This window comes from Bradyrhizobium sp. KB893862 SZCCT0404 (assembly GCF_018130885.1).
In the GTDB taxonomy this organism is placed as follows: Bacteria; Pseudomonadota; Alphaproteobacteria; order Rhizobiales; family Xanthobacteraceae; genus Bradyrhizobium; species Bradyrhizobium stylosanthis.
Genome location: NZ_JAFCLT010000009.1, coordinates 334,615 through 349,618, shown reverse-complemented (window position 1 = coordinate 349,618; position 15,004 = coordinate 334,615). Strand labels below are relative to the sequence as shown.

Genomic DNA, 15,004 nt, shown 5'->3' with positions numbered 1-15,004 from the left:
ATCATGGTGGGGACCTGCCGGCTTGGTCGCCGGCTTACTTTTTCCTTAGCGTCGGCTTATTCTCTGTTCGGCGGATTTCAGCGATCGACCGCACGTGCGGGGAAGTGATTTGCGCTATCTCTTTGACGATTGTTCACTCGACACGGAGCGACGCGAGCTTTGCCGCGGAACGTCGGGCATTTCCATCGCGCCGCAGGTGTTCGACCTGATTGCCTATCTGGTCTGCAATCGCGATCGCGTCGTCACCAAGGACAACCTCGTCGACGCCATCTGGCAGGGCCGCGCCATCTCGGACGTCGCCCTGACCACGTGCCTCAACGCGGCGCGGAAAGCGATCGGCGATTCCGGAGACAAGCAGCGCCTCATCAAGACATTTCCGCGCAAGGGTGTTCGGTTCGTCGCGGCGGTGCGCGAAGCGCCGACGGCGGTCATTGTCGCCGGCACGACCGGTTCCGCGGCGCGCAAGCCATCGCTCGTTGTTCTGCCCTTTGCCAATCTGAGCCCCGATCCCGCGCAAGATTATTTCGTCGACGGCGTGACCGAGAGCCTGACCACCGATCTCTCTCGGCTGGCGGGCGTCTTCGTGATCGGCCGCAATACCGCCTTCGCTTACAGGGAACGGCACGTCGATCTGAAGCAGGTCGGGCGCGAGCTCGGCGTTCGCTATGTGCTCGAAGGCTCGGTGCAGCGGGTGGGGGCACGGATGCGTATCAACGCCCAGCTCATCGACGCCGAAACCGGCAGTCATTTATGGGCAGAACGTTTCGACAAGCAGGTTGCCGACCTCTTCGACATGCAGGACGAGATTGGCGCCCGTCTCGCCAACCAACTCGGAACGGAGCTCGTCACGGCGGAGGCGCGGCGCGCCGCCCGGGCACCGCATCCGGATTCGATGGACTTGTACTTCCAGGGCATGGGCTACCTCAATCGCGGAACGGATCCGGCGAGCCTGTCGCAGGCGCGCCCGTATTTCGAGCAGGCTCTTCGCCTGGATGCCGCGAACATCGAGGCCATGGTGGGCATGGCCGACGTCGATACCATGCGAGCGACGTCCATGCTGATCGACCGCCGAGAACCTCTGCGGGCGGTCGAGACATCGCTGGCCGGAATCATTGCCCGTACGCCCAGTCATGCGAGGGCCCATTGCCTGATGGGCGTGGTCCAGATCTTCACAAAGCGCGCCGTCGAGGGCATCGCCGAATGTGAGCGAGCCCTGGCGCTGGATCGGAACCTGGCCACCGCCCATGCCTGGATCGGACTTGGCAAGTGCAATCTCGGTCGCGCCGAAGAGACCGAAGCCCACATCGCGGAAGCGTTTCGTCTCTCCCCCCGCGACCAAAAGGCCTCGTCCTGGTTGAATACAGCAGGCGTCGCGCAGTCATATCTCGGAGCGGACGAAGCCGCGGTTCAATGGTTCCGGCGATCAGTCGAGACCAATCGGAATATTGCACCGTTCGTCCACTTCTTTCTCGCTGCGGCGCTCGCCCATCTCGGGCGCATCGAGGAGGCGCGGGCGTCCGTGCGGGCAGGGCTTGCCCTCGATCCGAATTTCAGCGTGGCTCGATTTCACCAGAGTTCGCCGACGGATCATCCAACGTGCCTGATCCAGCGGGAGAGGATCGCCGAGGGCCTGCGCAAGGCGGGACTTCCCCGGGAATGAAACGCATGCTCGCTTGCCTCCCCGGAAGAGGAACGCAAGCGGAATCAGATCACGCTCGTGCCTTCGCTGGAAGCCGAGATAGCTCGCCGCTACCCGCTCATTTGCCGCGATGTCGCTGGTCTTGCCGCTGAGCACGAACTCGCCGAGTTCCATCACATTGGCCTGGTCCGCGATCTTCAGCGCGGCCTGCGCGACCATCTCTCACACGCGAGAATGGTCGGCAATGGTCAGGACCACGTTCATATTGAACGATTCATGCTTGACCTAGATCAATCCGCGATCGACACGCGCGATATTTTGCCGTGGGGCAAAGCAAGATAATGGAGATCGCGATGACGAAGAAAGCAGCCGTTGCGGCGATTGCAATTCTTCTGACGACGTCGCCTCTTGCCTATGCAGCGGAGACGTCTGTCACCGTCGGAATGCGGCAACCCAGCGCCGCTGACATGAATAGCTTGACGGATATGCGTGTCGGCATCGTCAAGGCCGCCCTGCAGATGACAGCCGAACAGGAGAAATACTGGCCAGCGGTCGAGGAAGCGATTCGCGCGAGAGCGAAGAATCGGCAGGCAAGGCTGGAGCGAATTGCTCAGTTGCACGACAACGGCCCGATGGATGCTCTCAATGAGCGGAATCCGGTCGAGCTGATGCAACGCAGGGCCGATCTGCTGGTTCAACGCGGGGCGGACCTCAAGAAGCTCGCCGACGCCTGGGATCCTCTCTACAAAACACTGACTCCAGATCAGAAGAGAAGGATGGCGTTCGTCTCCTATGTCGCCATGCGCGGCGCGCGGGATGCGATCGAGCATCATAGCGAAGCGGAAGACGACGACGACTAGTGGCGCGCTCCATGGAGGCACATCATGCTTCGATATATCCTGGTTGCATTGGCAGCACTCGTTTTGCTCACGGTCAGTCTCATTCCGGATGACGCATTCGCCCGACGTGGCGGCGGCGGTGGCGGGGTCCGCGGCGGCGGAGGCGGCATGCGCGCCGGCGGCTTCCACGGCGGGATGCATGCCGGCGGCATCCATCGCGGTGGCGGCTACGCTGGACGCGGCCATCGCGTGGCCGGAGGGCCTCGGCCTTCGCATCCCATCGCGGGACGACCGGGGTATCCGGGTCGTCCGATTGCCGGCCGTCCGGGCCGGCCGGTCGCAGGCTATCCGGGCTATGGTGGCGGCTATCGCCCGGGCTGGGGCTACGGCGCCGCCGCCGTAGGAGCCGCTGCTGCCTATGGCGCCTACGGTTCCTACAACAACAGCAATTGTACCTACGACACCTACGGCAATTGGGTCTGTCCGGGTCAGTACCCCTACCAGAACTATTGAGCCGCGCGCGCTCGGACGGTGCCTGTCACGCCGTCCGAGCGTGCAAGACTACAACACGCTCGCGCCTTCGTGCTGGAAGCCGAGATAGCTCGCCGCCACGCGCTCGTTCGCGGCGATGTCGCTCGCCTTGCCGCTGAGCACGAACTCGCCGAGCTCCATCACATAGGCCTGGTCCGCGATCTTCAGCGCGGCCTGCGCGTTCTGCTCGACCAGCAGCACCGAGACGCCGGCCGCGCGCAGCTCGGTGACGATGCGGAAGATGTCGGCGACGATGATCGGGGCGAGGCCGAGGCTCGGCTCGTCCAGCATCAGGAGCTTCGGCTCGCCCATCAGCGCGCGGCCCATCGCCAGCATCTGCTGCTCGCCGCCGGAGAGCGTGCCGGCGAGCTGCTTGCGCCGCTCCTTCAGCCGCGGAAACAGCGTGTAGACCCGCTCCATCGAGGCTTTCGCCTTGCTCCGCTCGATGCGGAAGGCCCCTAACTCGAGATTGTCCTCGACATTCATGGTCACGAACAATTCGCGGTGCTCCGGCACGAGCCCGAGCCCCATCGCGACGCGGTCCTCGATGTCGAGTCGGGCGAGATCCTGACCGGCGAAGGCGACGCGGCCCTTCAGCGGCAGGATGCCCATGATGGCCGAGAGCAGCGTGGTCTTGCCGGCGCCGTTGGCGCCGACGATGGTGACGATCTGGTTTTGGCCGACCTCAAGCGAGACCGAGCGCACGGCCTCGACCTTGCCATAGGCGACATGGGCGTCGGTGACGGACAACAGCGCGCTCATGCCGCCACTCCGAGATAGGCCTTGATCACTTCGGGATTGGTCTTGATCGTGGCGGGCGTGCCCTCGGCGATCTTGGTGCCGAAATCGAGCACCACGATGCGGTCGGCAAGGTTCATCACGAAGCCCATGTCGTGCTCGACCAGAAGCACGGACATGCCGCCGTCGCGCAATTCGCGCAGCAGCGCGGCAAGCCGCTGCTTCTCCATGTGGCGCAGGCCCGCGGCCGGCTCGTCGAGCAGCAGCAGCATCGGATCGACGCACAGCGCGCGCGCGATCTCGACGATGCGCTGCTGGCCGAGCGAGAGCGAACCTGCGAGCTGGTGCATCTGGTCGGCAAGGCCGACGCGTTCGATCTGGCGGGCGGCTTCCGCCAGCAGCTTGGCCTCGTCGGCGCGATCGAGACGCAGCATCGAGGCGATCGGGCCGGAATGGCCGCGCAGATGCGCGCCGATCGCGACGTTCTCCAGCACGGTCATGTCGGGGACCAGCTTGACGTGCTGGAACGTGCGGGAAATGCCGAGCTTGACGATCTCCTGCGGCGGCGCCTTGTCGACCTTCCTGCCGAGCACCGAGATCGAGCCTGATGTCGCCGACAGCACGCCGGTGATCAGGTTGAAGGTGGTGCTCTTGCCGGCGCCGTTCGGCCCGATCAGGGCGACGATCTCGCGGGCCTGGACGTCGAAGGAAACGTTGTTGACCGCAACCACGCCGCCGAATTGCTTTCGCGCTTTCTCGACCTGGAGCAGCACGCCGGCCTCGGCGGGCGCGCGGCTGCGCTGTTCGAGCTTCAGCGAGGTATCCGGCTTCCTGCCGCTGGTCCGCTCGGGCAGGAACGACATCAGCCAGGGCCAGAGGCCGCCGGGCGCAAGCTGCAGCAGCGCCACCAGCATGATGCCGAACACGATGGTCTCGACCTGGCCGGAGCCCGGCAGGATCAGCGGCAAATAGCTCTGCAGCACCTCTTTCAGCACCACGACGATCGCCGCGCCCAGGACGCCGCCCCAGACATAGCCGGCGCCGCCGACCACGGCGATGAAGAGATATTCGATGCCGGCCTGCGCGCCGAACGGCGTCGGGTTCACCGCGCGCTGCAGATGGGCGTAGAGCCAGCCCGAAAGTCCGGCGAGCACGGCGGCATGGATGAACACCAGCAATTTTGCCCGTGGCGTATGCACCCCGAAGGCCTCGGCCGCGACATGGCCGCGGCGCAGCGCGCGGATGGCGCGGCCGGTGCGGGAGTCCAGGAGGTTCATGGTCAGCAACGCCGAGAGGATCACCGCGACCCAGATCGCGTAATAGATCGAGCCGGGCGAGAGCATCTTGAACGTGCCGATCGACAGCGGCGGGATTGCCGAGATGCCGTCGTTGCGCCCGAGGAATTCCAGCTTGCTGAACAGGTAGAACAGGCCGAGGCCCCAGGCGAGCGTGCCGAGTGGCAGATAATGGCCGGAGAGGCGGACCGTGATCAGCCCGAGCAGCACCGCCAGCGATCCGCTGACCACGAGCGACAGCGGCAGCGTCAGCCAGGGCGACAGGCCATAGGCCGTCGTGAGCACGGCCGTGGTGTAGGCGCCGAAGCCGACGAACGCTGCCTGACCGAACGAGGTCAGGCCGCCGACGCCGGTCAGCAGCACGAGGCCCATCGCCACGAGGGCCGCAAGGCCGATATTGTCGAGCAGCACGATCCAGAACGGCGGCATGCCCGGCACGAACGGGATCGCCGCCATGACCAGCGCGAAGACGAGGATGGGAAGCCGGCTCTGCATGCGCTCAGTCCTTCTCTTCCTCGACCGCGGGCGCGGCGAGCGAGCGCAGCAGCAGCACGGGGATCAGCAGCATGAAGACGATCACTTCCTTGTAGTTGGAGGCATAGAAGGACGAGAACGCCTCGACGATGCCGACGACCAGCGCCGCGACGGCGGTGAGGGGATAGCTGACGAGCCCGCCGATGATCGCGGCGACGAAGCCCTTCAGGCCGATCAGGAAGCCGGAGTCGTAATAGAGCGTCGTGATCGGCACGATCATGATGCCCGAGAGCGCGCCGATGACCGAGGCCAGCAGGAAGGCGATCTGCCCCGACAGCGTGGTGCGGATGCCGGCGAGCCGCGCGCCCAGCCGGTTCACGGCGGTGGCGCGCAGCGCCTTGCCGTACAGCGTCAGGCCGAAGAACAGCCAGAGCCCGACGATGAAGGCGATGGTGATGGCGTAGACGGTGATGCTCTGGCCGGTGAAGCGCAGTGCGCCGGCGGTGAACGCGCCGGACAGCACGGCAGGTCCGCGCTGACCTTCGGCGCCGAAGAACAGCAGGCCAAGTCCCTGCAGCGCGAGGTGGACGCCGACGGATGCGATCAGCAGCACCAGCACGGAGGTGTGCGCCAGCGGCTGGAAGGCGATGCGGTAGAGATACACGCCGATCATCGCGACGATCACCAGCGACAGCGCGATGCTGATCGCGACCGGCGGCTTCTGCGCGGCGAAGTAGATGGTCAGTGCCAGCACGATCGCCGGCAGCACGATGTTGGTGACGAAGCTGCGGACGACCAGCCGCCCATGCAGCGCCTTGCGCGCCACGAACAGGTCGAAGGCGAAGGCGCCGATGCCCAGCGCCAGCGCGAGCTTGGCGGTGCCCGGCATCTGGCCGGCCGCCAGCGAGGCATAGGTCAGCGCGCCGTAGGTGACGAATTCGCCCTGGGGGATGAGGATGACGCGGGTGACGGCGAACACCAGCACCAGCGCCAGCCCGAGCAGCGCGTAAATCGCGCCATTGGTGATGCCGTCCTGCACCAGGAACAGCATGATGGTGGTGTTCAAGACCGGACGCTCCCCCTCAAGATAAGGGACCGGCCGCCGCAATTGCGGTGGATGGTCCCCTCACAGCCATTGAAATACGCTGACGATATTTGATATGGTCCATAACAATTATCAAATATAACATCAAGGGTGGGGAACGACCCGTCCCGAATTTAGCGGGATTACGAGCACGAGGCGATGACCGTTTCCAAGAGCGCGGAAAAGACCGCTGAGAAGTCCTCCGAAAAGCCCGCCGACGCGGCCAAGGGCCGCAAGGATTCGGGCGAGCCCCAGGGTCAGGGGTCTGCCGAAGCCCTCCAGCTCGGGGAGCTGTCCGAACAGCTCGGCTATGTCCTGAAACGTGCGCAGCTCAAGGTGTTCGAGAACTTCCTGCGCTGCATGGCCTCGCTGCAGCTGACGCCGGCGCAGTTCTCGGTGCTGCTGCTGGTCGAGAAGAATCCCGGCCGTAACCAGACCGAGATCGCCTCGACGCTCGGCATCCTCAGGCCGAATTTCGTGGCCATGCTCGACAATCTCGAAAGCCGCGACCTTTGCGCGCGAATCCGTTCCACCAACGATCGCCGCTCGCACATCCTGGTCCTGACCGACAAGGGCAAGGCCGTGCTGGCGCGGGCGAAAAAGCTCGTCGCCACCAAGCACGAGGCGCGGCTCAACGACCTGCTCGGCCAGGCCAACCGCGAGGCCCTGATCGAGATGCTCTCGAAGATCGCCAACGAGTTTTGAGCCCCACTGTGATCGCCCGGCTCGACCGCGCGATCCAGTATTCCAGAGACGGTGCGGCAGGAGCCGAGAAGCCGCGGCATACTGGATTCCCCGCCTGCGCGGGGAATGACATCGTCAGCGGGTTCGCCCTCTATCCGCCGCCATGCCCGGGCTTGTCCCGGGCATCCACGTTCGTCCCAGCGTGCGGCGGCGCGTGGATGGCCGGGTCACGCCCGGCCATGACGAAGGAGACGTCTGGGGCTCAATCCACGAGGATGACGCGAATATCATTCACGTTGGTCAGCGTCGGGCCCGGCTGCAGCAGATCCCCCGTCGCCTCGAAGAACGTCGTCGCGTCGTTGTTGTCCAGATAAGCCTGCGGCTGCAGCCCCTGCGCCTTCATCTTCGCGAACGTCGCAGCGTCGATCAGCGCGCCGGCGGGGTCGGTCGGGTGGCCGGCGCCGCCGTCGGCGCCGTCGGTGTCGCCGGCGAGCGCCGAGATGTCGGGCGTGTCCTTGAGCAGCGCGGCCAGCGCCAGCGCGTATTCCTGGTTGGGGCCGCCGCGGCCATTGCCGCGCACGGTGACCGTGAGCTCGCCGCCGGAGAGGATCGCGATGCGCTTGCCTTGCGCGCGGGCTTGCAACGCCAGCTTGGCATGTTCGGCCGCGACCTCGCGCGCTTCGCCCTCGAGATCGGCGCCGAGGTCGATGGTCTCGTAGCCCGCCTCCTTCGCGAGCTTCACCGCCGCGTCCAGCGATTGCTTGGGCCGCGCGATCAGCTCGAACGAGGCGCGCGCGAAGGCGGCATCGCCGGGCTTGGCGCTTTCATTGGTGGGATCGTCGAGCGCGCGGCGCACGGCGTCGTCGATCGCGAGCTTGTACTTCGCGACGATCGCCCGGGCGTCGGCCAGCGTGGTCGGATCGGGGACGGTGGGGCCGGAGGCAATCGCGGAGGGATCGTCATGCGGCACGTCGGAGATTGCGAGCGTGACGATCTCGGCGGCATTTTTGCCGGCGCGCGCAAGACGGCCGCCCTTGATCCGCGAAAGATGCTTGCGCACGACGTTCATCTCGCCGATCGGCGCGCCCGAGCGCAGCAGCGCCTTGTTGACCGCCTGCTTCTGCGCAAAGCTGATGCCGTCCACGGGCGCGATCCAGTTCGCCGAACCGCCGCCGGTGAGCAGCACCAGCAGGAGATCGTCGGGGCCGGCCTCGCCCGCGAGCGCGAGCGTGTCGGCCGCGCCCTTGAGGCCGGCCTCGTCAGGCACGGGATGACCGGCTTCGACCACGCGGATGCGGCGCGTCGGCACGCCATAGCCGTGACGCGTGGTGGCAATGCCGACGAGGCGCTCCGGCGCGAGCTTGAGCGTGTCGAGATAATGCCGCTCCGCGGCCGCGGCCATCGCGCCCGCGCCCTTGCCCGCCGCGAGACAGATCACGCGTCCTTTGGGTGCGGGGCGCAAATGAGGCGCCAGGATCGTGTTCGGATGGGCGGCGGCAACGGCGGCGTCGTAGAGCGCGCGGAGCAGGGGACGTCGGTCGGTCATGACGAAAAGCCTTGAGCGGACGGAAGCAGGGGCGGCGAGGCCGCCAGTCACATGCCTAGCGCATCATGCGCCAAAGCGTAAGCAGGCTTTACCATCATTCGATTGTGCAATCGCGTGATCATAATCGGCGAAAGCAAAGCCCCCTGCGATCATTTCGCAGGGGGCTTGTTATCGTCGCATTTGTGCCTTGCTAGCCGCCGACGTCGGCGCTGATCACGTCGCCGAACAGTTCCCAGCGCTCGCCCTTGAACTTCTCGAGGCGGAGCTGGCTGATCGGGGCGAAATCGTTCGGGCCGGTGTTGATCTGGATGCCCGGCAGCAGTGCCTCGGTGCGGAAGTCCTTCAGGCTCGCGGCCTGCTTCATGATGTTCTCGCGGGTGAGATTGTCACCGCACTGCTTCAGCACCTGGACCAGCGTCTGCGCCACCGCGTAGCCGACGATGGTGCCCTTGTCGAGCTTGTCGCCTTCGGGGAAGTACTTGGTCATGAAGGCGAGGAATTCCTTCATGCCGGGATCGTTATTCCACTCCGGATCCGACACGTCCTTGAGGTAATCGGCCGAGATGATGTCCTGGCCGTTCTCGAAGCCGGCGGGCTTCATCACGCTGCCGACCGAGGCCGAGACGTTGTTGAGGAAGTGCAGCGGCTTCCAGCCGATCTCCGCGTTCTTCTTGATCGCCTGCGCCGCGAATTTCGGCGTCGTGATGTTCATGAAGACGTCGGCGCCGGTCGACTTCAGCTTGACGATGTGGTTGTCGATGGTCGGCTCGGAGGTTTCATAGCTCTCCTCGATCACGATCATCGAGGCGGCCTTCGATCCCAGGCCGTCCTTCAGGCCCTTGAGATAGTCCTTGCCGTAATCGTCGTTCTGATAGAGCACGGCGATCTTGGCGTCAGGCTTGTTCTTGAGCAGCCACTTTGCGTAGATCTGCGTCTCGCTCTGGTAGTTCGGCTGCCAGCCCATGGTCCACGGGAAGTTCTGCGGATCGTTCCACTTGGTGGCGCCGGTGGCGACGAACAGCTGCGGCACCTTCTTCGAGTTCATGTATTTCTGGATCGCCGAGTTCGGCGGCGTGCCGAGCGAGTTGAAGATGAACAGCACTTCGTCGCTCTCGACCAGCTTGCGCGCCTGCTCCACCGTCTTGGGCGGCGAGTACGCGTCGTCATAGCTGATGTAGTTGATCTTGCGGCCGTTGATGCCGCCCTCGTCGTTGATCTTCTTGAAATAGGCGGCTTCGGTCCGCCCGATGATGCCGTAGGCGGAAGCCGGTCCGCTGTAGGGCATGATGTTGCCGATCTTGATCTCGGTATCGGTCGCGCCGGTATCGTATTTCTTCTGGGCCGATGCAGTGGAGGCCGAAGCCGCAATGAGCGCGAGCGCCAGTGACGCGGCCGCAAGTTTGCCGGTGACAGCGGGCATTCCTATCTCCCTATTTTCTTGGTGTGTGTACGTCCCTTTTCTTGTGTTGCTTGTTCTTGGTGACGTGGCCGCAATTCAATACGATTTGGCAGGTGCCTTCAACAGAAAGCCCCCGCGACGGCGTCGCAGGGGCTGCTCCTTTAGTAGTCAGGGCCGGGCAACAAGCCCGTGTGCGCTGCAAGAAGACGCGGCTGTCTTGAGTTGTTTTGGCCCGTCAGATTGATTTTGAGTTGAATGGCCTCAGTGGCTCACCTCGCTCGAGATGACGTCGCCGAACAGCTCCCATTTCTTGCCCTTGAAGCGCATCATCTGGAGCTGCTCGATCGGTGCGAAATTATCAGGTGCGGTGTTGATCTTGATGCCGGGCAGCAGCGTGTCGGGCGCGAAATCCTTGATGCTGGCGGCCTGCTTCATGACGTTCTCGCGGGTGAGGTCGTCGCCGCACATCTGCAGCACCTTCACCATGGTCTGGGCGGCGGCATAGCCGAACACCACGCCGGCATCGAGCTTGTTGGCCTTGGGCTCGTACTGCGCCAGGAAATTGTAGAACTTCTTCATGCCGTCATCGGCATTCCATTGCGGGTCGGAGCCGTCCTTGGTGTAGGTGGCCGAGAGGATGCCTTGCGAGATCTCGAGGCCCGCCGGCTCCAGCACGCCGCCGACGGAGGCGGAGACGTTGGAGATGATGTGGACCGGGTGCCAGTTGATCTCGGCCGCCTTCTTGATCGCCTGTGCCGCGAATTTCGGGGTGGTGATGCTGATGAAGACGTCGGCGCCCGAAGCCTTCAGCTTCACGACGTGCTCGTCGATCGCGGGCTCCGAGGTGTCGTAGGCATCCTCCATCACGATCATCGGGGCCTTGGGCCCGAGGCCCTCCTTCAGTCCCTTCAGATAGTCCTTGCCGAAATCGTCGTTCTGGTAGAGCACGCCGATCTTCGCGTCCGGCTTCTCCTTCATGATGTACTTGGCATAGATCCGCGCCTCGCTCGCGTAGCTCGGCTGCCAGCCCATGGTCCAGGGATATTGCTTGGGGTCGTTCCACTTCGAGGCGCCGCTCGCCACGAACAATTGCGGCACCTTCTTCTCGTTCATGTATTTGCGGATCGCGCCGTTGGTGGAGGTGCCGAGCGAGCCGAAGATCAGCAGCACGTTGTCGCTCTCGACCAGCCTGCGCGCCTGCTCCACCGTCTTCGGCGCCGAATAGCCGTCGTCATAGGAGATGAACTTGATCTTGCGGCCGTTGATGCCGCCCTCGGCGTTGACCTTGTTGAAATAGGCTTCCTCGGTCTTGCCGATCGCGGCATAGGCCGACGCGGGACCGCTGTACGGCATGATGTTGCCGATCTTGATCTCGGTATCGGAAGCGCCGCTGTCGTATTTCTTTTGCGCCAGCACCGGACCCGTCATCGCGGTGCACAATGCGAGCGCGGCCGATACGGCCACAACCTGAAAACGAACGGCAGCCATTGTTCTCCTACCCCGGGCTTGATCGGCCGCATTGAACAAGATTGACGGGCGGCGTCAACAAAAAGCCCCCGCGATCGCTCGCGGGGGCCTGTCGATGACCTGGACTATGACGTCAGCGTGTCACTCGGAGGCAACGTCGCCGCTGATGATCTCGCCGAAGAGTTCCCACTTCTCGCCCTTGAAGCGCTGCATCTGCAGCTGGGCGATCGGTGCGAAGTCGGTGGCGCTGGTGTTGATCTTGACGCCCGGCAGCAACGTGTCCGGCGTAAAGTCCTTCAGCGAGGCCGCCTGCTTCATCAGGTTGGCGCGGGTGAGGTCGTCGCCGCACATCTCCAGCACCTTGGCCAGCGTCGACGCCGCGCCGTAGCCGTAGACCATGCCGGTGTCGGTCTTGTCGGCGCCGGGCAGGTACTTGTCGACGAACTCGTTCCACTTCTTCATGCCGGGGTCGTTGTTCCACTGCGGATCCGTGGAGTCCTTGGCGTAGGCCGCCGACAGCACCTCCTGCGAGGCCTCGAAGCCGGCCGGCTTCATCACGCTGCCGACCGAGATCGAGACGTTGGTCAGGATCTGGAGCGGCTTCCAGGTGAGCTCGGCGGTCTTCTTGATGGTCTGCGCCGCGAACTTCGGGGTCGCGTAGATCAGCAGCACGTCGGGATTGGCGGCCTTGATCTTGACGATGTGGCCGTCGATCGACGGCTCGGAGACCTCATAGCTCTCTTCCATGATGATCATGGACGAGGCCTTGGCGCCGAGGCCGTCCTTGGTGCCCTTGAGGTAGTCTTTGCCGAAATCGTCGTTCTGGTAGAGGATCGCGATCTTGGCGTTCGGCTTCTCCTTCATCAGCCATTTCGCGTAGATCTGCGCTTCGCTCTGGTAGGAGGGCTGCCAGCCCATCGTCCAGGGGAAGTTCTTCGGATCGTTCCACTTGGTGGCGCCGGTCGCGACGAACAGCTGCGGGATCTTCTTGGCGTTGAGGTACTTCTGGATCGCCGTGTTCGAGGGCGTGCCGAGCGGGTTGAACACGGTCAGCACCTCGTCGCTCTCGACGAGCTTGCGGACCTGCTCGACCGCCTTGGGCGGCGAATAGGCGTCGTCATAGGTGACGAAGGTGATCTTGCGGCCGTTGATGCCGCCTTTGTCGTTGATCATCTTGAAATAGGCTTCTTCGGTCTTGCCGATGATGCCATAGGCCGACGCGGGACCGCTGTACGGCATGATGTTGCCGATCTTGATCTCGGTATCGGAAGCGCCGGTATCGTATTTCTTTTGAGCAAATGCCGTGCCGGAGTTGAAAGTGAGGGCCGCCGTTGCCGTGACCAGCGCGGCGGCTCGCAGTGTTCTTCCAAAAGTCAATTCGGGTCTCCTTTGTGCGATGAATGGATTTCAGTTCTTCTTGAGCCTGCCTGCGAGTTGCTGGCCCATGATCGCGATCTGCCTTGCGCCATGCGGCACGAGGTAGATGACGAGGAACAACAGCACGCCGAACACGGCGCCGGAGAGGCCCTTGGAGATGCTCTCCGCCATGTTCGGCACGAAGATGATGAAGGCCGCGCCGACGAACGAGCCGGGCAGCCAGCCGACGCCGCCGACCACCATGCCGAGGAACAGCGAGATCGCGAGCGTGATGGTGTAGCTGTCGGGCGCCACGAACTGCACCGCGATGGCGCCGAGCGAGCCGGCGACGCCGGTGATCGCCGCCGACACGCCGAAGGCCAGCGTCTTGTAGAGCGCGACGTTGACACCCATCGAGGAGGCGGCGATCTCGTTGTCCCGGATCGCCATGAAGGCGCGGCCGGACCTCGAGCGCAACAGGTTCACGGAGAAGATGTAGATCGCGAGCGTCACGATGAGCGTGAAGTAGTACAGCCACATGTCCTGCGACATCGGCAGGCCGAACGGCGCGTCCGGCTTGGTGACGACGAGGCCCTGCACGCCGCCGGTCCAGTGTTCCAGGAAATTTAGCTTCAGAAGCTGCGGCATCGCGGTGGCGAGTGCGAAGGTCGCAAGCGCGAGATAGACGCCCGACAGCCGCAGGGCCGGTTTGCCGAACAGGTAGCCGAACCCGAAGCAGACCACGGCGGAAACCGGAATGGTCAGCGCGTAGTTGATGTTGGCGTGCTCCATCAGCACCGCCGACGTATAGGCGCCGACGGCGTAGAAGGCGCTCTGGCCGAGCGAGAACTGTCCCGAACCGCCGGTCAGGATGTTGAGCGCCAGCACGGCAAGCCCGTAGATCAGGAGCATCGTCATCTGGAAGATGATGAAGTTCTTGACGAACACCGGCACGATCAGGAGTGCCGCCAGCACCACCAGCGAGGTGCCGGTGCCCAGCGTCATGGCCCGCTTCGGAACGGCCTCGACCGCCTGGCCTTCTGCAACGACTTCTTCTGCAGCGCTCATGATCAAACTCGCTTGACGATGTGCCGGCCGAACAGGCCAGCGGGTTTGACGACCAGGACGGAGATGATCAGCGCGAGCGCGATCGGGAGTTTCAGCTCGTTGCCGACGCCGGGAATGTAGGTGCCGGCGAGGTTCTCGAAGATGCCGACGAGGAAGCCGCCGACCACGGCGCCGAACGGGCTGGTGAGGCCGCCGAGCACCGCCGCGGCAAAGCCGTAGATCAGCACGCCGCCCATCATGTTGGGCTCGAGGAACACGACCGGGGCGATCAGCATGCCGGCGATCGAGCCGATCGCGGTCGCCATGCCCCAGCCGAGCGCGATCATCCAGCTCGTGTTGATGCCGACGAGCCGGGCCGATTCAGGCACCGAGGCGGCCGCACGCATCGCAAGGCCGATCCGCGTGTACTGGAAGAAGAAGTACAGGCCGAGCAGCAGCAGCACGGTGACGCCGATCATGCCGGCCTGGTGGGTCGAGATCAGCTGGCTGCCCAGGAACGGCGCGGAGCCGAACGGGGTCGGATACTGCTTGATGGTGAAGTCCCAGATCAGGCCGGCCGAGGAGTTGATGATCGCGAACAGCGCGATGAAGCCGGCGACGTTGGTCAGCACCGGCGCCTTCGCGAGCGGCTTGAACAGGATGCGCTCGATCGCGATGCCGGCGACGAAGGAGAATGCCAGCGTGACCACGAACGCCGCCCAATAGGACAGGCCCCACTGCATCAGCTGCCAGGAGATGAAGGTCGAGAACATCGCCATCTCGCCCTGCGCGAAGTTGAGATGGTCGATGGCCTGGTAGATCATGACCACGGCGAGCGCCATGCAGGCGTAGATCGCGCCCGTGGCGATGCCGGCCAGCACTTGGTTGGTGAACAGCTCCATCGT

The 15,004-nt window shown here is 64.2% G+C and carries 13 protein-coding genes and 1 pseudogene; 4 read left to right on the top strand and 10 right to left on the bottom strand.

The features are described from left to right. Positions 1-109: 109 nt before the first annotated feature. Positions 110-1,660 (top strand): winged helix-turn-helix domain-containing tetratricopeptide repeat protein, encoded by a 1,551-nt coding sequence (locus JQ617_RS31445; protein WP_212029687.1) that lies wholly within the window; start codon positions 110-112, stop codon positions 1,658-1,660. Between the two features lie 44 nt (positions 1,661-1,704). On the opposite strand, the pseudogene JQ617_RS40105 reads toward JQ617_RS31445, so the two are convergent. Then, positions 1,705-1,861, bottom strand: a pseudogene (locus tag JQ617_RS40105) (ABC transporter ATP-binding protein); the annotation flags it as partial. 131 nt (positions 1,862-1,992) lie between these two features. Between JQ617_RS40105 and JQ617_RS31435 the strand changes: the two are divergent. Both JQ617_RS31435 and JQ617_RS31430 read left to right on the top strand, forming a co-directional pair. Continuing rightward, complete coding sequence (locus JQ617_RS31435) at positions 1,993-2,499, top strand: Spy/CpxP family protein refolding chaperone (protein WP_063687755.1); 507 nt, start codon at positions 1,993-1,995, stop codon at positions 2,497-2,499. Positions 2,500-2,523: 24 nt separating this feature from the next. Beyond that, the gene (locus tag JQ617_RS31430) at positions 2,524-2,991 is read left to right on the top strand and encodes a hypothetical protein (protein WP_212029685.1); all 468 of its coding nucleotides are present in this window, start codon (positions 2,524-2,526) and stop codon (positions 2,989-2,991) included. Between the two features lie 48 nt (positions 2,992-3,039). Here the strand turns inward: JQ617_RS31430 and JQ617_RS31425 are convergent, their stop codons facing one another. Genes JQ617_RS31425 through JQ617_RS31415 form a run of 3 tightly spaced genes read right to left on the bottom strand, consistent with a single transcriptional unit; the run spans position 3,040 to position 6,582 of the window. Then, positions 3,040-3,771, bottom strand: coding sequence for an ABC transporter ATP-binding protein (locus tag JQ617_RS31425; RefSeq protein WP_063686812.1), 732 nt, complete (start codon positions 3,769-3,771; stop codon positions 3,040-3,042). Next, entirely contained in the window at positions 3,768-5,537 is a 1,770-nt protein-coding gene (locus JQ617_RS31420) for a branched-chain amino acid ABC transporter ATP-binding protein/permease (RefSeq protein ID WP_212029684.1), read from the bottom strand. Before JQ617_RS31420 ends, JQ617_RS31425 begins: the two co-directional genes overlap by 4 nt. A 4-nt stretch (positions 5,538-5,541) precedes the next feature. Next, positions 5,542-6,582 (bottom strand): branched-chain amino acid ABC transporter permease, encoded by a 1,041-nt coding sequence (locus tag JQ617_RS31415; RefSeq protein WP_186467147.1) that lies wholly within the window; start codon positions 6,580-6,582, stop codon positions 5,542-5,544. A gap of 177 nt (positions 6,583-6,759) precedes the next feature. On the opposite strand from JQ617_RS31415, the gene JQ617_RS31410 reads away from it, so the two are divergent. Then, positions 6,760-7,305, top strand: a complete 546-nt coding sequence (locus JQ617_RS31410; RefSeq protein ID WP_212029683.1) for a MarR family winged helix-turn-helix transcriptional regulator — start codon at positions 6,760-6,762, stop codon at positions 7,303-7,305. Between the two features lie 241 nt (positions 7,306-7,546). Here JQ617_RS31410 and JQ617_RS31405 read toward each other — a convergent pair whose 3' ends face one another. From JQ617_RS31405 to JQ617_RS31380, 6 genes are all read right to left on the bottom strand, one after another. After that, the gene (locus tag JQ617_RS31405) at positions 7,547-8,830 is read right to left on the bottom strand and encodes a glycerate kinase type-2 family protein (protein WP_212029682.1); all 1,284 of its coding nucleotides are present in this window, start codon (positions 8,828-8,830) and stop codon (positions 7,547-7,549) included. Between the two features lie 190 nt (positions 8,831-9,020). Then, positions 9,021-10,250 carry an ABC transporter substrate-binding protein gene (locus JQ617_RS31400; protein WP_212029681.1) on the bottom strand — a complete coding sequence of 410 codons (1,230 nt, stop codon included), beginning with the start codon at positions 10,248-10,250 and terminating at the stop codon, positions 9,021-9,023. Positions 10,251-10,490: 240 nt separating this feature from the next. Continuing rightward, positions 10,491-11,717: an ABC transporter substrate-binding protein gene (locus JQ617_RS31395; RefSeq protein ID WP_212029680.1), complete on the bottom strand. Its 1,227-nt coding sequence runs from the start codon at positions 11,715-11,717 to the stop codon at positions 10,491-10,493. A 120-nt stretch (positions 11,718-11,837) separates the two neighbouring features. Beyond that, positions 11,838-13,073: an ABC transporter substrate-binding protein gene (locus tag JQ617_RS31390; RefSeq protein ID WP_145656555.1), complete on the bottom strand. Its 1,236-nt coding sequence runs from the start codon at positions 13,071-13,073 to the stop codon at positions 11,838-11,840. 30 nt (positions 13,074-13,103) lie between these two features. Beyond that, positions 13,104-14,120: a branched-chain amino acid ABC transporter permease gene (locus JQ617_RS31385; RefSeq protein ID WP_212029679.1), complete on the bottom strand. Its 1,017-nt coding sequence runs from the start codon at positions 14,118-14,120 to the stop codon at positions 13,104-13,106. Between the two features lie 2 nt (positions 14,121-14,122). Then, entirely contained in the window at positions 14,123-15,001 is an 879-nt protein-coding gene (locus JQ617_RS31380) for a branched-chain amino acid ABC transporter permease (protein ID WP_063686828.1), read from the bottom strand. Between the last annotated feature and the right edge of the window lie 3 nt (positions 15,002-15,004).